The following is an 18,343-nucleotide window of genomic DNA, read 5'->3' on the forward strand; positions in this document are numbered from 1 at the left end:
CGGTTCATCCGCAGTATCTCATCTGTAAAGGAGTAGCCTTGTGTCGCGTGTGTATCCTTATCCTTTGATTGCTAAGGAAGGCTGGCCGTTTATTATTGGCAGCCTGGTGCTGAGCATATTAACTTTTTTCTGGTGCGGATGGTGGTCGCTGCCTTTATGGGTGCTGACAGCATTTGTGGTGCAGTTTTTTCGTGATCCTGCCCGTGATATTCCTGCAAATCCCGAAGATGTGCTGAGTCCGGCAGACGGACGTATTGTGGTTGTGGAAAAAACTACCGATCCGTACCGTGGTGTGAATGCTCTTAAAATCAGTGTATTTATGAATGTATTCAATGTACATTCTAACCGCAGCCCTATTGATGGCAAAGTGGAGCGTGTAGATTATTTTAAAGGCAGCTTTCTAAACGCTGCACTGGATAAAGCCAGTGCACAAAATGAACGTAATGCAGTTCTTGCGGTAACCAAAACCGGTCGGCCGGTAACATTTGTACAGGTTGCAGGTCTGGTAGCACGGCGTATTCTGTGCTACGTAAATGCGCATGATTTATTACATCGCGGTGACCGCTATGGTTTTATCCGCTTTGGTTCGCGGGTAGATGTTTATTTGCCGGAAGATGCTACTGCGCTGGTGGCTATTGGTGATAAGGTCAGTGCCAGCAGTACAGTACTGGCAACTTTGCCATTGCAGGCTCCTGATATCAGTTCTGAACCGCAAAGTAATACTGAAGAACATGCAGATCTGGTCACAGAAGCTGCTAATCGGGCAGCAGCTGCCGCACGGCATGTACTGTCTCAGGAATAAAGGCTATTAATTGTTATACAGGCTGTTTGTCCTTTGTAAGGTCAGGCAGCCTGTTGTCGTTTAAACCGGTAAATGATGAGCAGATTTGATAAGACCAATTTATCTGAGCAGCAGCCAGAGCGGGTGCTGCTGGTAGGGGTATTGCTGGATAAGGATTTTCCGGTTGCTGCCGAGCGCCGGACAGTATTGTTTGAGTCGGCACTGGCTGAAGCTGAGGAGCTGGTACGTGCTACCGGAGCAGATTTAGTGGAAGTTGTTCCGTGTAAACGTCAGCAGCCGGACAGTGCATTGTTTGTAGGTAAAGGCAAAGCAGAAGAACTGGCACAAAAAGTATCTGAAGCCGGAATTGATCTGGTGGTCTTTAACCATGCGCTGACGCCTACGCAGGAGCGTAATCTTGAAAGGCTGCTCCAGTGCCGGGTATTGGATCGGGTTGGCCTGATTCTCGCTATCTTTGCCCGGCGTGCACAAAGTCAGGAGGGGCGCTTGCAGGTGGAGCTGGCTCAGCTGGTTCATTTATCCAGCCGGCTGGTGCGTGGTTATGGTCATTTGCAGAGCCAGAGAGGCGGTATTGGTTTACGCGGCCCGGGTGAGACACGTCTGGAAACTGACCGCCGTCTGATCAGGCAGAAAATTACCCGTCTGCGCCAGCAATTGCAGCAGGTGCGCCGGCAGCGGGCAACTCAGCGTAAAAGCCGGTATCAGGGTACACTGCCGGCCTTTGCGCTGGTGGGCTATACCAATGTAGGCAAATCCAGTTTGTTTAACCGTTTAACCAAAGCTCAGGTCATGGCAGAAGACCAGTTGTTTGCCACCCTGGATAATACAGTGCGCCGTTTGTATCTGAATGACCAGACCAGTGTTTTATTATCCGATACTGTGGGTTTTATTCGCGATTTACCGCACGGACTGGTAGCTGCTTTTGCGGCGACACTGGAGGAAACTGCGCTGGCTGATGTACTGCTGCATGTGGTGGATATTACCCATCCGGAATTTGAGCGGCAAATAGATGCTGTGAATACGGTATTACAGGAAATTGATGCAGAAAACATACCGCAGCTGATTATTTATAATAAAATTGATAAATTGTCTGCTGAACAAAGAATGCAGGGGATTGTGCGTGATATACATGGTCGTCCGCAGGCTGTTTATATATCGGTACAGGATGGCAGCGGACTGGATGATTTACGTACAGCTATGATAGAAATGGCAGGTATGAAATATGCACAATATAATAAACAGGATGAGTAATTAATATTGCCTGTTGAGGATTTAGCTGAATATGACTCAAGAAAAAAATGATGTAATTAAACCAAATCGCCCCCATCGTCCGAACCGGCGCCGCCGGCTGCGTGATAACAGTATTTATTTGCTGCCTAATGCATTTACGCTGGCGGCACTGTTCGCCGCTTTTTATGCCATTACTCAGTCGATGCATGGTCATTATGAAATTGCAGCCATTGCGGTATTTATTTCTATGCTGCTGGACGGTATGGACGGGCGGGTTGCCCGTCTGACTAACAGTCAGAGTGCTTTTGGTGAACAGCTCGACAGTCTGGCTGATATGGTAAGTTTCGGGGTGGCTCCTGCCTTGATTGCGTATAAATGGCAGTTATTTCATTTTGGTAAAATCGGTTACTCGGTAGCATTTATTTATTGTGCCTGTGCGGCCTTGCGGCTGGCATTGTTCAATACTCTGATTGGTAAAGTAAGTAAGAAATGGTTTATCGGAATTCCCAGCCCGACGGCAGCTGCACTGGTAATTGGCTTAATCTGGGTAAGCCATACTTTTCAGGGTTTACCTCATGTAGACTGGCTATGCCTGATTATTACTCTGTTTGGCGGTTTATCCATGGTGGTTCAGATACCGTTCTGGTCATTCAAGGAAATCAATGCTTATCGTAAAGTACCTTTTTTTGTAATGATTCTGGCTGTTATTGGCTTACTGGTAGTGACATGGGAACCATCAGTAGTGCTGTTTGCCTTTTTCCTGCTCTATAGTTTGTCTGGTTATGTGATGTTTATCTGGCGCGTGCTGACTAAACGCAAATTTCAGCCAGAATAATGATGAGCACTTTCTATTGCTGAAAAAATAAGCTGATATTGATTAAAGGAGAATAGTAATGGCAGTTAATTTGTCCGTGCCTGGTGATGAGCAGATTTTAGCCATTGATGGCGTGCAGGTATTTGTCGGGCAGGCCGGAATCAAAAAACCGGAACACGATGATTTAACGCTTATCGTGCTTAACGGGATAAACAGCATCGGCGCTGTATTTACCCAAAACCGTTTTTGTGCTGCACCGGTGCAGATTGCTAAACAGCATCTGGCTACAGACGCCGGAGTGCGTGCACTGATAATCAATACAGGTAATGCCAATGCCGGTACAGGCAAACAAGGGCTGGATGATACGCAGTTGATATGTGACAAGGTTGCACAGCAGATTGGTTGCAGTGCATCAGAGGTTTTACCGTTTTCTACCGGTGTGATTCTCGAACCCTTGCCGGTAGATAAAATTGTGGCTGCTTTGCCGAAAGTGAAAGTTGTACACTGGCCGCGGGCTGCTGCTGCCATTATGACTACGGATACTGTTCCTAAAATGGCCAGCCGTACGGTTTATATTGACGGGCATAAAGTACGTTTCACCGGTATTGCCAAAGGTTCCGGCATGATTCATCCAAATATGGCTACTATGCTCGGATTTGTGTTTACTGATGCGGCTATAGCCCAGCCATTGTTGCAGCAAATGGTAGCTGAAGTAGCAGCCACATCTTTTAATGCGATTACTGTTGACGGAGATACTTCTACTAATGACAGTTTTGTGGTGGTAGCCACAGGTAAGTCTCAGCTGGGGCGGATAGAGTCAGTAGCCGGAAAAGATTACTTAGCCGTCAAAACTGTACTGGCTGATCTGGCACTGGAACTGGCACAGGCGATCGTACGTGACGGTGAGGGCGCAACCAAGTTTATTACTATTGATGTACGCAATGCTCTGACTGAAGCAGAGGCCAGACAGGTAGGCTATGCTGTTGCCCGTTCACCATTGGTAAAAACAGCTTTTTATGCCAGTGATCCGAATCTGGGGCGTATTTTATGCGCAATCGGTTATGCAGGTATTGCTGATTTGGATGTGGCAGCAATTAAGGTATATCTGGGTGAAGTGCTGGTGGCAGAAAATGGAGGCCGGGCTGCCAGCTATACAGAAGAGGCTGGTCAGCAGGTAATGGCACAGAATGAAATTACCGTAACCATTGATCTGGCACGTGCGGAAGCACGGGCAAAGATTTACACTTGTGATTTATCCAGAGAGTATGTGACGATTAATGCCGATTATCGCAGCTAAGCTGTACTGAATCAGCAATTACTGAACCCGCGTTTAACGCGGGTTCAGTGCTTTAAAGGATTTCTTTTTGTACAGCTGTTAGTTTGATTTCTACTTTCCAGTCTGGGTTAGCCAGAGCAGCCTGTATACAGGCTCGTGCCGGCGCTCTTCCTGGTGTAACCCAGTTATCCCATGCCTGATTCATGCCTTCATATTCCTGCATATTGCTCAGGTAAATTACTGCTTCACAAATATGCTGCTTATCACTGCCACATGCTTCCAGAATAGTATCTATCTGTGCCAGAACATTGGCAGTTTGCGCTGTGATGTCGGCATCTTCATTAGTCGGAACTTGTCCTGCAAGAAATATCAGGCCGTTAACAATGGTGGCTTCTGCCAGGCGGTTACCGCTCTCGTAAAATTTAATACTCATAAAATTCTATACCCATATACTGGTTCTTGTGAAAATAGCCTGAGCTACAATGTTATCTGTTAATGCAAGAATTTATTTTGTGGCCGGGCAATACTGGACTGAAAAGAAAAAACAGACAGCAAAAGAATATAAGCAATGCCTTTTTATATCAATACTATCTTTTGAATCTATCGAGATATCGCTATATGATAACCATCATTTTTCATTAAGTAGTAAAATAATAATCCGTTATCTTTGCCTGAGTTGATGAAAATAATTGATGAGTAAAAGTAAATTTCCGGTTACTCCTGCTATCCGTTTTTTGCGTGCTCACCAGATACCGTGTGAACCGCGTGAGTATGCTTATGTTGAGCATGGCGGAACAGCACAATCAGCATTAGCGCTGGGCGTAGACGAGCATGCAGTGATTAAAACCATTGTGCTGCAAAATGAGCATAAGCAAGGTCTGATTGTGCTGATGCATGGCGACCGGCATATATCTACCCGTCAGCTGGCACGTAAACTGGGTATGAAGCATATAGAACCAGCCAGTCCGCAGCAGGCTAATAAATGGACTGGTTATCTGGTTGGTGGGACTAGTCCTTTTGGCAATAAGGCCGGATTACCGGTGTATGTTGAAAAAAGTATTTATTCTTTGCCACTGATTTATATTAATGGGGGTAAGCGTGGATTTCTGGTACAGATGCAGCCAGAATATCTGGCCTGCCTGCAGCCGCAATCAGTGCAGGTGGCAACAGAGACGGAATAATATTGACTAATAAACACAGGCCGGACGTGAAAGTCTGGCCTGTTTGTTTGCTGGCTAATAGAAATTTTTATTTAATTAGTCCGCGCTGATAAGAGTTATTAAAAGGCTGATAATTATGATCATGCAGCTGCTGGGCTGCTTCGGTTAACCAGTTGGTATTACGTAATAACACCCGTCCTTCCATAATCAAATCTGCCTGACCGGTTTGTAAAATATATTCAGCCAGATCAGGGCTATCCAGCAGACCAACGGTTGCTACCGGAATATTGACTACTTGCTTCATGGCAGTCGCAAAAGGTGTCTGATAACCGCCATGCACCGGGATATCCGGAGCGTAATCCATAACACCGCCGGTGGATACATCAATAACATCTATGCCGTCACGTTCTAGCCACTGACATATTTCCTGCCAGTCGGCAATACTGTTTTGCTGACCGGTTTTGTCATAGTCGGATAAAGACATGCGTACCCATAATGAACTGGAAAATACTGCACGCATTTCAAGAGTAATTTCGTGCAGCAGACGATAACGATTCACTAAAGAACCGCCATATTCATCGGTACGCTGATTACTCAGCGGTGAAAGAAATTCACTGATTAGATAACCATGTGCAGCATGGATTTCAATTACATCCACACCGGCTTGCCGGGCTCGTCTGGCTGCAGCGATAAAATCTTCTTTGATTTGTGTGATTTCCGGTTTACTCAATGCTTTTGGCGTTTTCGAGCTGCTATTAAAAGGAATAGCACTGGGTGCAACTGGCTGTAATGCATCTGAAGCTTTGCGTCCGGCATGTGCCAGTTGCACACCTACTTTGCTGTTCAGATAATGTAGTGAATCAACCAGCTGAGTGAATTTTTCTGTCTGACTATCATCCCATAAACCTAAATCGTGTTTGGTAATCCGTCCGTCCAGCTGTACGGCAGTGGCTTCTATAATAATCAGACCGACATTGGCAATGGCACGTGCGCCATAATGTGCAAAATGAAAAGGTGTAACGATACCATCTTCCTTTTTTACTTCATACATGCACATTGGTGCCATAACTACCCGGTTTTTCAGATTTAAATTACCAATGGATATAGGAGATAATAATAATGACATTGATTGTTCCTTTTGATTATCTGATTCCTGATTGGGTGCAGTAAGTAATGTATAAAAATAATATTCAGATTATTTTTATTGATTTATTACTTCTTATCCAGTTCTCTGAATGATATCCGACAGGCAGATACAGCCTGCTATCAGCAGATATTTCATCAAGTTCATCATATAATAATATCTTGTTTGATAAACATAATTAATTATTATTTACTTACAAATAAAACTTATTTGTAATTTAAATTATCTATAATTTGTGACACAAATCCCCATATATGAATCCTTGCCAGTCTACGTCAATATCTTTTCCAAACGCGATGACTTTAAATAACTCGCCCATTTCATGTGCATCCAGCAGTGTATGACAGGCTGAAGCAGTCTGAATGTATGCATTTTCTTCCGGTTTGCCGGTTTTTGCGAGTAATTCGGTTATACCCAGATTAAGCAGAAATGTTGCCTGATTGGTATAACCAATTAAGTCCAGATGATTATCAATGCCGGCATCAGCAATACGAGTGAAATTAACATGAGCGGTTAAGTCAGTGAGTCCGGGATAAAAGAACGGATCATGAACGGTATGATGCCGGTAGTGGCCGATTAACGTACCCTGACGGCGCTGAACATGATAATACTGTGCTGCGTCAAAACCATAATCAATCCATATCATTGCTCCGCGTTTCAGCTTTTGTGCCAGTGTTGCTACAAAGGCATATTGTTGTGGATGCAGCTCAGACTGATAAGGTTCTGCTGTATCAGGGAAAGTTTCCATGACCTGTTGTATTGCTGCGCTGGTAGCAGGTTTATCCTGCCAGACAAACTGGTTATCCAGCCAGCTAACGCCCATTTCTGTTATCTGATTTGTCTGACGGAGATAGACCGGAACAGGCATGGCATCCAGAACTTCATTTCCTATCAGGATACCGTCAAATTGTTCAGGCAACTGAGTCAGGTGTGTAACTTTATGTATCTGATCAGGTGCATGAGTCTGAATATATTCTCTCTGACGCTGCGCCAGTTCTGCAGAAAGTTCAATAATGTAATAGTGCTGAAAGTGCTGGCTGTGCAGAGCTGGTAATACAGATGCTGCCAGATGACCGGTTCCGGCACCGAATTCATAAATATTGCCTGCTGTTTGTGGCAATAGTGCATCTAATTGATGCGCCAGCGTCTGCCCGAACAAAGGAGTCAGAATAGGTGCAGTAATAAAGTCGCCATCACGACCAAATTTTTGTGCTCCGCCGGTGTAATAACCATAGTCAGGCGTATACAGTGCCATTTGCATGTAGTCGGCAAAAGAAAGCCAGTTATTTTGCTGCCGGATTTTCTGCTGAATAAGTTCAGACAGTTTCTGCGAACTGATTAATGCGGCTTTTTCAGGAGTGGGTAAATTATCCATAGGATAGATGATGGAAATTGTAAAGAAGATGGTCATTATAAACGCTGATTTTGGCTTATGTTGACCCTGGTCAAGTGTCTGAAAAGGCACATAGGGGCTGGATTGGATGATTAGTAAAATAATGATTTGATTTAAATATATTTTTGTATTTTGGATTGCTTTTATTCGGCTTCGGAATTTGACTGGATTACATTGACCCTGTATGCAAAATTGCCTTATAGTGTGAATAAGTGTGTAAAGGTGTGGCGAAGTGGGGGATAATCCCGTTATATTGAATAGGAGCTAAACAGTGTTTGGCGGCGCGTATGAATTAAGTATAGACAGTAAAGGACGACTGGCGATTCCGGCCAAGTTTCGTGATTTGCTGGCGCGTCATTTCACTCCGGTACTGGTTGCCACACTGGAAAAGCGCACACATTTGTTACTGTATCCTGAGTCATCATGGCGCAGTGTGGAAGCTCAGCTGTTACAGCTTCCTGTGGCAGGCAACAGAGTATTGCAGGCCTATCAGAATTTACTGTTGCATAATGCGGATACTTTGGATTTAGACAGTGCCGGCAGAGTATTGCTACCGGCACATTTGCGCCGTCTGGTGAATTTTGAGCGTGAAGTTTATGTTGTGGGTCGTGCCAACCGCATTGAAGTGTGGGGCAGGGCACTATGGGAAGAACAGAATAATGCTGCACTGGATATGGATGAAGATATGCTGGCGGCAGAGTTGGGTAAGACTCAACTGCAATTATGAGTGAACAGATAAATAATGGCGGTCATGTTACCGTATTACTGAATGAAGCAGTTGCCGGTTTACAGGTACAGCCGGCCGGCGTGTATGTTGACGGAACTTTTGGCCGTGGCGGCCATTCGCGTTTGATTCTGTCTCAGCTCGGGAAAAACGGGCGGCTGGTTGTTTTTGATAAGGATCCGCAGGCGATTGCTGTAGCACAGGAACTGGCAAGGCAGGATGCACGGGTACTGGTTGTACATGAAGGTTTTTCTGCATTAAAGCGGTCGTTACAACAGCTGGGTATCAGCCGGATAAATGGCGCCTTATTTGATCTGGGTATTTCCTCTCCTCAGATTGATGATGCAGGTCGCGGTTTCAGCTTCCGCTTTGATGCACCGCTGGATATGCGTATGGATACTACGCGCGGACAGTCAGCAGCCCAATGGCTGGCTGTGGCAGAAGAGCAGGATATACACGAGGTAATTAAAAATTATGGTGAAGAGCGGTTTAGTCGCCAGATTGCACGGACAATTGTGGCGCAGCGGGAACAAAGCCCGATTACCACAACCGGCCAGCTGGCGCGCCTCGTCGCACAGGTCGTCCGTACTCGTGAACGTGGACAGGATCCGGCCACACGTACCTTCCAGGCCATTCGCATCTTTATTAACCGTGAACTGGAAGAAATAACTGTGGTACTGCCGCAAGTGATGGAATGTCTGGTTGTCGGCGGACGGATGGCAGTGATTTCATTTCATTCACTTGAAGACCGGATTGTAAAAAGATTTATGCAGCAGCACAGCAAGCCGGCTCCTTTACCGCGCTGGGCAGTAGTTAAAGAAGCAGAACGTGAGCAGCCGCCGTTGCGCCTGATAGGCAAGGCGCAAAAACCTGCTCCGGCAGAAATTGAAGTTAATCCGCGAGCCCGTTCAGCGGTGTTACGGGTAGCAGAACGCAGTTATTAAATAAAGACTAATAGTTGATTAATTATGAATAAAATCAACATTATTTTGCTTATATTGGTACTGGTCTCAGCTTTTGCTGTTGTAACAGTACAGGATCGTTCGCGTCAGTTTTTTATTGCGCTGGATAAAGCGCAAAAAGGGGAAAGTCTTTTGAACGAAGACTTTAGTCGCTTAAAGTTAGCGCAGGCAAAGCTATCTAATCATCAGTTGATTCAGGATGCTTCAGCCCGGCAGAATCTGCATTCGCCGTCATTGGCTGAAACGCAGATGCTGGCTGCGCCGCGCCCGGTTAAGTAATGAAGTGAAGGGTCAGGGATTAATGGAGTACTGCTTCAGACAGTATTTCCGGCAGTGGAACAAACTACTATGTTAATTAAAAACGATTATAAGCCACGCATGCTGCCCCGTGAGGTAAAACAGGCTAAGCCTGTAACCACTAACGGGCGGATTGTATTGGTATTAGGTGCTCTGGCTATAGCTTTTGCTATGCTAATCGGACGTGGTATCTACTTGCAGACTGAGAAACATGAATTTCTGAAAGAGCAGGGTGATCAGCGTTTTGTCCGTACTCTGCCGCTTACTGCTACCCGTGGCACAATTACTGATCGCAACGGAGCCGCACTGGCCATCAGTGCACCCGCAGATTCTTTATATGCAGTGCCCTCTGCCATGGAGCAGATGCCGACAGATACTCAGATTCAACAATTATCTGTATTAATTGATGTACCGGCGGCAACCATTAAAAGCCGCCTTAGCCGTAATAAAGACTTTATTTATCTGAAAAGACAATTGTCGCCGGAGATTGCAGAAAAAGTTGCTGCGCTGAATATTAAAGGTCTTGCCTTTCAGCATGAAAGTAAACGCCATTATCCGATGGGACCGATTTTTTCCCATATTATCGGTTTTACCAATATTGACGGTAAGGGGCAGGAAGGACTGGAATTATCGCGTGAAGACAGTCTGCATGGTATTGATGGTGCTAAAGTTGTTTTGCGCGATAATAAAGGTAATATTGTTGATAGTCTGGATTCTCCGCGTAACCGTCTTCCTCAGAATGGTACGGATATGGTGCTGTCTCTGGATCAGCGGATTCAGTCAATTGCATATGAATCGTTAAATAAAGCAATGCAGTATCACACTGCATCAGCCGGTTCAGTTGTGGTTCTGGATGGTAAAACCGGTGAAATTCTTGCTCTGGTAAATTCACCGGGATATGACCCTAATAATCCGGGTGCCACCGATAGTGATGCACGCCGTAACCGTGCGGTAACTGATATGATTGAACCGGGTAGTGCGATGAAACCGTTTACCATTGCTAAAGGGCTGGATAGCGGAAAAATCAAACCAGGCAGCGGTTTTAATACTTTACCGTATAAAATCGGACCGGCAACAGTACGGGACACGCATAATTATCCTTATCTGGATGTGGGCGGTATTATTCAGAAATCATCTAATGTTGGTACAAGTAAAATTTCTGCAATGTTTACGCCCGAAGAAATGTACAACATGTATACTTCTGTCGGTTTCGGACACCGGATGCATTCCGGTTTTCCGGGTGAAACACCGGGAGTAGTACGTGACTGGCATAACTGGCGGCCGATTGAGCAGGCTACTATGTCTTTTGGTTATGGTATACAGATGAGTCTGCTCCAGCTGGCACGGGCATATACTATCTTTACCAATGACGGTGCGCTACTGCCAGTGAGTTTTCTTAAGCTGAACAGTGCCCCGCAGGGTGAGCAGATTATCCAGCCAAAGACTGCAAAGGCAGTACGCCATATGATGATTGCTGTAACGCAGCCTGGTGGTACTGGTTTGCAGGGAGCAATTGACGGGTATGATGTAGCCGCTAAAACAGGTACTGCGCGAATGCTGGTCGACGGACACTATTCTGATTCCAAGCATATGGCTACATTTATTGGCTTTGCACCGGCAGACAATCCGCGAGTTATTGTGGCAGTAAATATTCAGAATCCTACTACTAACGGTTATTACGGAGGGCCGGTTGCCGGTCCGGTATTCCATGATGTAATGGTTGGCACTCTGAATGTACTTGGTGTTTCTCCGAGCAGACCGGTAAAATCCGCGCCACATTCTGAAACGCATTAATCTGAAGACAATCTGTGTGTTTGCACAGATTGTCTGTCTGTTTGTACCCGATAAAAATGTTTGAATCGACAGTGTTATGTTTTCCCTGAAAAAAATTTTGCCTGAATATCATTTAAGTGCTGAAACAAGTCGGCTGATTGCTGGCCGTACACTGCGGGTGGATAGCAGAAAGGTACAGCCCGGAGATGTATTTGTAGCCTGTCAGGGTGAGTATAGTGACGGTCGTGATTTTATACAGGCTGCAATTGATAATGGTGCAGAATTTGTTTTCTGGGATGATGATGGTCAGTTTGTATGGCAGACCGGCTGGAAAGTAGCGAATGAGGCTGTAAAAGATTTACGTCAGCGTGCCGGATTGGTGGCTGCTGCCTGTTATGACTATCCGGGCAGAAAGCTGAGTGTCTGGGGAGTGACCGGAACTAATGGTAAAACGTCAGTGTCACAATGGCTGGCGCAGGCTTCAGATATTCTTGGCAAAAAATGTGCCATTATGGGTACGGTAGGGAATGGATACTGGCAACAGCTGCATGATACTGCCAATACTACTATGGATGCGGTATCTAATCAGACATGGTTACGTGATTTTGCTGAAAATAATGCTGCAGCCGTTGCCATGGAAGTGTCCAGTCATGGTCTGGATCAGAACCGTGTCGTTGGTGTCCCTTTTACCAGTGCTGTTTTTACCAATCTGACCCGGGATCATCTGGATTATCATCATAGCATGCAAAGTTACGGTGATTGCAAGGCTTCATTGTTTTACTGGCAGGGGCTGAAACACGCCATTATTAATATTGATGATGAGTTCGGCTATCGGTTATGGCAGGATTTATGCCGTGATTGTCCGCAGTTAACTGTACTGGCTTATGGTTTTCATGCTGATGCAGATATTCATATTAGTCAATTTCACGCTTCAGCAAGTGGTATGCAGGTGCATTTGCGTACGCCGTGGGGAAACGAAGTAGTACATACACGTTTACTGGGTCGGTTTAATGCTCAGAATCTGGCAGCCTGTATAGGTGTATTGTGTGCTAATGGTTTTACTTTTAATGAGGTAATTGCTGTCTGGCCGCAGATTAAGCCTGCTACCGGACGTATGGATTGTCTGATGGGAAGTAATCAGCCGTTAGTGGTGGTTGATTATGCTCATACACCGGATGCACTGGAAAAAGCATTATCGACTTTGCAGGAAATTAAACCTGACGGAGCGCATTTGTGGTGTGTTTTTGGCTGTGGCGGAGACCGTGATGCAGGTAAAAGACCATTAATGGGAGCCGCAGCCGCTGCAGGAGCGGATTATGTTGTCGTAACCAGCGATAATCCGCGTACAGAAAATCCTCAGGCAATTATTAATGATATTTTGCCGGCTATTGCTGAACCGGCACTGGTAGAAGCAGACCGTAAAGCTGCGATTAATTATGCTGTAAATCATGCAGCAGTTGACGATATCGTTCTTATTGCAGGAAAAGGTCATGAAACCTATCAGGATATCGGTGGTCAGAAACAGCATTTTTCAGACTTTGAAATAGCACGGTCAGCTTTGCAACAGCGAGTCTAAAATTTTGTAATTGCTTAATAATATGCCAAATTTAGATCTTAATTTTATTTATCAGACTTTTGGACAAGTGTTACCTGATAATAATCAGCCGGTCACACGGGTAGTTATTGATAGTCGCCAGATTCAGCCGGGTGATGTATTTGTAGCCATTCAGGGTGAACACTTTGATGGTCATGATTTTGTTGATGAAGTGCTCGCTCAGGGAGCACAGTTGTGTATTGTTAGTCGCTCAGAGTGGCAAAATAAGGCGAAATGTCTGGTAGTTGCAGACACAGAAAAAGCGTTGGGAAAGCTGGCACAGACATGGCGAATGCAGGTTAATCCGGCATTGCAGGTGTTTGGTATTACCGGTTCAGCCGGTAAAACTACGGTAAAAGAAATGCTGGCTGCAATTTTGCGGCATCATGCAGGTACTAGTGCGGTTCTGGCTACTGCCGGTAATTTTAATAATCATATTGGTTTACCGCTGACATTATTACAGTTAAAGCCGCAGCATCGCTATGCTGTGATTGAAATGGGTATGAATCATACCGGAGAACTGAGTTATTTAACTGGTCTGACCAAACCGGACTATGCTCTGGTTAATAACGCACTGCGTGCTCATATCGGCTGTGGCTTCTCAGATGTTGCTGATATTGCCCGCGCTAAAAGTGAAATTTATCAGGGTCTGAATGCGAATGGAACTGGTTTTGTTCCTACTGATGATGGTCAGTCAGAAATTTATATTTCAGCTTTGCAAGGTAAGCAATGTGTCCGCTTTGGTACAGAACAGGGTGATGTATATGCCAGCAATATTGTACTGCAGCCATTAAATATCAGTTTTGATTTGTGCAGCCCGCAAGGGGTGGTTAATTTACAAGTCCCGGTTCCGGGATTGCATATGGTACATAATGCTGTGGCCGCTTGTGCACTTGCTTTGGGTGCCGGTTTGCCCTTGGCAGCATTACAGGGATTGAATTCATTTGAGAATGCTAAAGGCAGATTGCAACAAAAGCGCAGTGTGCATGGCGCGTTGGTAATCGATGACACTTATAATGCTAACCCGGATGCCTTTAAGGCAGCTATCGATGTTCTGGCGGCTTTTCCTGCGCCACGAATTATTGTGATGGGTGCTATTGGTGAGCTAGGCAGTAATGCTTCTGCTCTGCATGCAGAGGTAGGTACTTATATACGGGCACGCGGTATTGATGCAGCATTTTTTATTGGTGACGAAGCGCGGTTTGCAGCAGAAGCTTATGGTGTACCGGATGCTTTTTATACGGATCGAAACAAACTAATTGATGATTTACGTGCATGGGATCAGCAGACAGCTACCATTCTGGTAAAAGGTTCAAGGTTTATGCATATGGAAGATGTAGTACAAGCAATAACACAGAAATAAATTATTGCTAACTCTCGTCAAGTAGTGCTGAACGACTTAAAATAGCCGTTTTTATCCGGCTCAGGCTATCTGGGTGATTATGCATCATTCATATAGCAATAAATTATTTAATAACGGTTATGGCTTTGGCTGTGACAAGGGAAAACAACCATGCTGTTGTGGTTAGCAGAAATTTTTCACTATTGGATAAATGGTTTCCATTTATTTCAATACACTACTTTTCGTGCCGTAATGGCGGCACTGACATCCATGGGGCTGAGTCTGGCATTCGGTCCGTGGATGATTCGTAAATTAACTCAGCTCAAAGTAGGGCAGGCTGTTCGCGATGACGGTCCCAAAACCCATCTGGTGAAAACCGGTACACCAACTATGGGCGGTACACTTATTTTACTGGCTATCACTGTTACAACATTATTATGGGCTAATATGGCCAACATTTATATCTGGATACTTTTGCTGGTTATGCTGAGTACCGGAGCTTTGGGTTTTTATGATGACTGGAAAAAGGTAGTTTACAAAGATCCGCACGGGGTTTCAGCCAGATTTAAAATGATCTGGCAGTCTGTAGTGGCTCTGGTAGCCGGTCTGGTGTTGTTTTATGTGGCACACTTAAGCTCTACAAATACTTTTATTGTACCTTTTTTCAAGGAAATTACTTACCCGCTGGGTGGCATTGGTTTTGTTATTCTGACGTATTTTGTCATTGTTGGTACTTCTAATGCAGTAAATCTGACTGACGGACTGGACGGACTGGCTGCTTTTCCTATTGTGCTGGTTGCTGCCGGTCTGTCAATTTTTGCTTATGTCAGCGGTCATGCTGAATTTGCTCATTATCTGCAGTTGCCGCATGTCCCCGGTGCGAATGAAGTTATGATTTTCTGCGCCGCTATTTGTGGTTCTTGCCTGGGATTCCTGTGGTTTAATGCTTATCCGGCACAGGTATTTATGGGAGATGTTGGTGCACTGGCTTTAGGTGCAGCTTTGGGTACGATAGCTGTGATTGTGCGTCAGGAAATTGTACTGGTAATTATGGGCGGCTTATTTGTTGTTGAGGCAATGTCTGTCATGCTGCAGGTAGGTTCATATAAATTACGGCGTAAACGTATTTTTCTGATGGCACCGATTCATCATCATTTTGAACAAAAAGGCTGGAAAGAAACTCAGGTTGTAGTACGTTTCTGGATTATTACCATGATTCTGGTACTGGTTGGTTTAGCTTCCCTGAAAATCCGTTAGTAGTCAGATAAGCAGGATCAGACGATATACATTTGGGTTAAATTTAGTGTAGGACTTAACCATGATTGACTGGCGTAATCAAAAGGTTTTAGTTGCAGGGCTGGGGCGTACCGGAATTTCAATGCTGGAGTTTTTAACTCAGGCAGGTGCTGATGTAGCTATTTATGATGTCCAGCCTGATGCAGAACAATTGCAGTCTTTAACTGAGCGTCATCAGGTTGCCGTATATACCGGAGAGCTGGCAACAGTGTTTGAACAGCACCAGTTTGATATTCTGGCTTTAAGCCCGGGAATCAGTCAGCGTCAGCCTGCTATTGTTGATTTTAAACGTGCCGGCGGTGTCGTACTGGGTGATGTGGCTATTCTGGCTGATTTACTTGAAAGCAGTAACAGTAAAATTATTGCAATTACCGGTTCAAACGGTAAAACCACTACTACCAGTCTGGTGGGTTTTTTATGTGCGCAATGCGGACTTGATACAGTGGTGGCAGGTAATATTGGTACCCCAGTACTGGAAGCCTATCTGGAGCGCGCAGGTAAAGCAGCAGATGTCTGGGTTCTGGAATTATCGAGTTTTCAGCTGGAGACTACTCCCTGCCTGAATGCGACTGCTGCTACAGTGCTGAATGTATCAGAAGACCATCTGGATCGCTATGATGATTTTCTGGATTATGCACATAGCAAAGACCGTATTTTTCGGGGACAGACCATACAAGTGTTAAATGCCGATGATGTTTTTTGTCGCGCTATGGTACGGCATAACCGGCCGGTAAAATGGTTTTCTTTACAGCAAAATACTGATTTCTGGTTGAATAAAGATGTGTTGTGTGCCGGCAATGAACCATTGCTGGCCTGTGATGCCCTGTCTTTACAGGGTACACATAATGCGGCCAATGTTTTGGCTGCATTTGCTTTATGTGAAGCCATTGGCTTGGCGCGTGCACAATTGCTTCAATATGTATCCACTTTCAAAGGTTTACCGCATCGTGTGGAAAAAGTAGCCGAAGTGAAAGGTGTGACATTTATTGATGATTCTAAAGGTACTAATGTCGGTGCTACCTGTGCTGCATTGCTCGGGTTGGATAAACCTATTGTGCTGATTGCCGGCGGACAGGGTAAAGGTCAGGATTTTACTCCGTTGCAGGCTGCATTACAGGATAAGGCACGTGCAGTTTTACTGATTGGTGTGGATGGTCATCAGCTTGGAGCAGTTCTCGGACAAGCCTCCTATCCGGTAGAGTACTATGATGATTTGCCGCATGCTACTGAACGTGCTTTTGAACTGGCTCATCCGGGAGATATTGTGCTGCTTAGTCCGGCTTGTGCCAGCTATGATATGTTTAAGGGTTATGCACATCGCAGTGAGGTATTTATTGCCAGCGTCCGTCAATTGCAGGGTAGCGCAGCATGATTACTGAATCACGTCTGCTGGATCGCAAGCTATTGCGACGCGGATATACTTTTGATCAGTCACTGTTATGGATGGTGGTATTGATGGCCAGTTTCAGCCTGATCATGGTTTACTCGGCCTCAATTGCGTATGCAAAGCATGATGGTGGCAGTACTTATTTTTATCTGATTCGTCAGGCTATTTTTCTATTGTGCGGCGGCATACTTGGTTGTGTGGCTGCACGTATTCCTTTGCGAACATGGAAAAAGCTGACACCACTGGTGTTGCTGTTCAGTATCGTGCTGCTGATTCTGGTGCTGGTAATGGGAAGAGAAATTAACGGTGCCAAACGCTGGATTAATGTAGGGATGGTTAATATCCAGCCTACTGAAGTTTTTAAACTGGCGATAATTTTGTATTTATCCAGTTTTTTTACCAGACGTGCTGAAATCTTGAAAGAATTCAAAAAAGTCTGGTTTGCAGGTATTCCGGTAGGACTTGGTCTCGGGCTGATTATGCTGGAACCGGATTTTGGTTCATTTGTAGTGGTTTCTGTTATTGCGGTAGGCTTGCTTTTTCTGGCTGGTTTACCGTTTCGCTGGTTTATGGCTGTAGTAGGTTTTGGTTTGCTGGCCATGGTTATGCTGGTGCTGTTTGAGCCTTACCGTATGGCACGTGTAGCCGGTTTTCTTGATCCGTGGGCAGACCCTCTGGGTAAAGGTTATCAGCTTACGCATTCATTAATGGCAATTGGGCGCGGTGGCTGGTTTGGTGTCGGACTGGGAGCCAGTCTGGAAAAACGTTTTTATTTACCTGAGGCTCATACGGATTTCATTCTTGCGGTCATTGGAGAAGAATTCGGTTTTGCCGGTATTCTGGTATTAATGTTTTGTTATATCTGGCTGGTAGTCCGTGCTTTTTCCATTGGTAAACAGGCTCGCGATTTAGAGTTGTTTTATGGTTCTTTCGTCGCCAAGGGTATTGGTATCTGGCTGGGTATTCAGAGCTTTTTTAATATTGGTGTGAATATCGGGCTGTTACCGACTAAAGGGCTGACTCTGCCTTTACTGTCATATGGTGGTTCAGCTGTTATGATTATTTTAATCAGTGTGGGTTTGCTGTTGCGAGTGGATTATGAGAACCGGCGTGTGATGCGTGGATTCAAAGTATAAATAATCACAAAAC

17 protein-coding genes are annotated in these 18,343 nt (G+C 45.1%); 14 read left to right on the plus strand and 3 right to left on the minus strand.

Annotated elements, in window-relative coordinates; genetic code table 11:
- The first annotated feature begins 40 nt into the window (after nt 1–40).
- The 4 genes from H3V00_RS04305 (at nt 41) to argJ (ending at nt 4,143) form a co-directional block, all read left to right on the plus strand.
- Nucleotides 41–802, plus strand: a complete 762-nt coding sequence (locus H3V00_RS04305; RefSeq protein WP_198206982.1) for a phosphatidylserine decarboxylase — start codon at nt 41–43, stop codon at nt 800–802.
- Between the two features lie 75 nt (nt 803–877).
- Complete coding sequence (hflX, locus tag H3V00_RS04310; RefSeq protein ID WP_198207175.1) at nt 878–2,053, plus strand: GTPase HflX; 1,176 nt, start codon at nt 878–880, stop codon at nt 2,051–2,053.
- A 31-nt stretch (nt 2,054–2,084) separates the two neighbouring features.
- The gene (gene pssA, locus H3V00_RS04315) at nt 2,085–2,867 is read left to right on the plus strand and encodes a CDP-diacylglycerol--serine O-phosphatidyltransferase (RefSeq protein ID WP_198206980.1); all 783 of its coding nucleotides are present in this window, start codon (nt 2,085–2,087) and stop codon (nt 2,865–2,867) included.
- Nucleotides 2,868–2,925: 58 nt separating this feature from the next.
- Nucleotides 2,926–4,143 (plus strand): bifunctional glutamate N-acetyltransferase/amino-acid acetyltransferase ArgJ, encoded by a 1,218-nt coding sequence (gene argJ / locus H3V00_RS04320; protein WP_198206977.1) that lies wholly within the window; start codon nt 2,926–2,928, stop codon nt 4,141–4,143.
- 52 nt (nt 4,144–4,195) lie between these two features.
- Here the strand turns inward: argJ and H3V00_RS04325 are convergent, their stop codons facing one another.
- Nucleotides 4,196–4,555 carry a RidA family protein gene (locus H3V00_RS04325; RefSeq protein WP_037391759.1) on the minus strand — a complete coding sequence of 120 codons (360 nt, stop codon included), beginning with the start codon at nt 4,553–4,555 and terminating at the stop codon, nt 4,196–4,198.
- 259 nt (nt 4,556–4,814) lie between these two features.
- On the opposite strand from H3V00_RS04325, the gene H3V00_RS04330 reads away from it, so the two are divergent.
- Entirely contained in the window at nt 4,815–5,303 is a 489-nt protein-coding gene (locus tag H3V00_RS04330) for an aminoacyl-tRNA deacylase (protein WP_198206975.1), read from the plus strand.
- Between the two features lie 67 nt (nt 5,304–5,370).
- On the opposite strand, the gene H3V00_RS04335 is transcribed toward H3V00_RS04330, so the two are convergent.
- Both H3V00_RS04335 and H3V00_RS04340 read right to left on the minus strand, forming a co-directional pair.
- Nucleotides 5,371–6,408, minus strand: a complete 1,038-nt coding sequence (locus H3V00_RS04335; RefSeq protein WP_198206972.1) for an NADH:flavin oxidoreductase/NADH oxidase — start codon at nt 6,406–6,408, stop codon at nt 5,371–5,373.
- A gap of 244 nt (nt 6,409–6,652) precedes the next feature.
- On the minus strand, nt 6,653–7,837 hold the full coding sequence (locus H3V00_RS04340; RefSeq protein WP_370530657.1) for a class I SAM-dependent methyltransferase: 1,185 nt from the start codon (nt 7,835–7,837) through the stop codon (nt 6,653–6,655).
- Nucleotides 7,838–8,090: 253 nt separating this feature from the next.
- On the opposite strand from H3V00_RS04340, the gene mraZ reads away from it, so the two are divergent.
- The 9 genes from mraZ to ftsW all read left to right on the plus strand — a co-directional run bounded on the left by mraZ (nt 8,091) and on the right by ftsW (nt 18,330).
- Nucleotides 8,091–8,546: a division/cell wall cluster transcriptional repressor MraZ gene (gene mraZ / locus H3V00_RS04345; protein WP_025331245.1), complete on the plus strand. Its 456-nt coding sequence runs from the start codon at nt 8,091–8,093 to the stop codon at nt 8,544–8,546.
- Entirely contained in the window at nt 8,543–9,487 is a 945-nt protein-coding gene (gene rsmH, locus H3V00_RS04350) for a 16S rRNA (cytosine(1402)-N(4))-methyltransferase RsmH (RefSeq protein ID WP_198206970.1), read from the plus strand. The genes mraZ and rsmH overlap by 4 nt, the downstream gene beginning before the upstream one ends.
- 24 nt (nt 9,488–9,511) lie before the next feature.
- Complete coding sequence (gene ftsL / locus H3V00_RS04355; protein WP_198206968.1) at nt 9,512–9,784, plus strand: cell division protein FtsL; 273 nt, start codon at nt 9,512–9,514, stop codon at nt 9,782–9,784.
- Nucleotides 9,785–9,853: 69 nt separating this feature from the next.
- Nucleotides 9,854–11,596: a penicillin-binding protein 2 gene (locus tag H3V00_RS04360; RefSeq protein ID WP_198189862.1), complete on the plus strand. Its 1,743-nt coding sequence runs from the start codon at nt 9,854–9,856 to the stop codon at nt 11,594–11,596.
- A gap of 76 nt (nt 11,597–11,672) precedes the next feature.
- Nucleotides 11,673–13,151 carry a UDP-N-acetylmuramoyl-L-alanyl-D-glutamate--2,6-diaminopimelate ligase gene (locus tag H3V00_RS04365; RefSeq protein WP_198206966.1) on the plus strand — a complete coding sequence of 493 codons (1,479 nt, stop codon included), beginning with the start codon at nt 11,673–11,675 and terminating at the stop codon, nt 13,149–13,151.
- Between the two features lie 22 nt (nt 13,152–13,173).
- Nucleotides 13,174–14,532 (plus strand): UDP-N-acetylmuramoyl-tripeptide--D-alanyl-D-alanine ligase, encoded by a 1,359-nt coding sequence (gene murF / locus H3V00_RS04370; RefSeq protein ID WP_198186322.1) that lies wholly within the window; start codon nt 13,174–13,176, stop codon nt 14,530–14,532.
- 150 nt (nt 14,533–14,682) lie between these two features.
- Nucleotides 14,683–15,768, plus strand: a complete 1,086-nt coding sequence (gene mraY / locus H3V00_RS04375) for a phospho-N-acetylmuramoyl-pentapeptide-transferase (RefSeq protein WP_198186321.1) — start codon at nt 14,683–14,685, stop codon at nt 15,766–15,768.
- Nucleotides 15,769–15,832: 64 nt separating this feature from the next.
- On the plus strand, nt 15,833–17,179 hold the full coding sequence (gene murD / locus H3V00_RS04380; RefSeq protein WP_198186453.1) for a UDP-N-acetylmuramoyl-L-alanine--D-glutamate ligase: 1,347 nt from the start codon (nt 15,833–15,835) through the stop codon (nt 17,177–17,179).
- The gene (gene ftsW, locus H3V00_RS04385; RefSeq protein WP_198206964.1) at nt 17,176–18,330 is read left to right on the plus strand and encodes a putative lipid II flippase FtsW; all 1,155 of its coding nucleotides are present in this window, start codon (nt 17,176–17,178) and stop codon (nt 18,328–18,330) included. Before murD ends, ftsW begins: the two co-directional genes overlap by 4 nt.
- Nucleotides 18,331–18,343: the final 13 nt, after the last annotated feature.

The organism is Snodgrassella sp. W6238H11 (assembly GCF_016100525.1).
Lineage (GTDB): Bacteria > Pseudomonadota > Gammaproteobacteria > Burkholderiales > Neisseriaceae > Snodgrassella > Snodgrassella alvi.

Coding starts and splice junctions, on each gene's coding strand:
- H3V00_RS04335 (WP_198206972.1), bottom strand. CDS start 6,408: ATGTCATTATTATTATCTCCTATATCCATTGGTAATTTAAATCTGAAA.
- argJ (WP_198206977.1), top strand. CDS start 2,926: ATGGCAGTTAATTTGTCCGTGCCTGGTGATGAGCAGATTTTAGCCATT.
- ftsW (WP_198206964.1), top strand. CDS start 17,176: ATGATTACTGAATCACGTCTGCTGGATCGCAAGCTATTGCGACGCGGA.
- rsmH (WP_198206970.1), top strand. CDS start 8,543: ATGAGTGAACAGATAAATAATGGCGGTCATGTTACCGTATTACTGAAT.
- H3V00_RS04365 (WP_198206966.1), top strand. CDS start 11,673: ATGTTTTCCCTGAAAAAAATTTTGCCTGAATATCATTTAAGTGCTGAA.
- murF (WP_198186322.1), top strand. CDS start 13,174: ATGCCAAATTTAGATCTTAATTTTATTTATCAGACTTTTGGACAAGTG.
- ftsL (WP_198206968.1), top strand. CDS start 9,512: ATGAATAAAATCAACATTATTTTGCTTATATTGGTACTGGTCTCAGCT.
- H3V00_RS04325 (WP_037391759.1), bottom strand. CDS start 4,555: ATGAGTATTAAATTTTACGAGAGCGGTAACCGCCTGGCAGAAGCCACC.
- pssA (WP_198206980.1), top strand. CDS start 2,085: ATGACTCAAGAAAAAAATGATGTAATTAAACCAAATCGCCCCCATCGT.
- H3V00_RS04330 (WP_198206975.1), top strand. CDS start 4,815: ATGAGTAAAAGTAAATTTCCGGTTACTCCTGCTATCCGTTTTTTGCGT.
- hflX (WP_198207175.1), top strand. CDS start 878: ATGAGCAGATTTGATAAGACCAATTTATCTGAGCAGCAGCCAGAGCGG.
- H3V00_RS04340 (WP_370530657.1), bottom strand. CDS start 7,837: ATGACCATCTTCTTTACAATTTCCATCATCTATCCTATGGATAATTTA.
- H3V00_RS04360 (WP_198189862.1), top strand. CDS start 9,854: ATGTTAATTAAAAACGATTATAAGCCACGCATGCTGCCCCGTGAGGTA.
- mraY (WP_198186321.1), top strand. CDS start 14,683: ATGCTGTTGTGGTTAGCAGAAATTTTTCACTATTGGATAAATGGTTTC.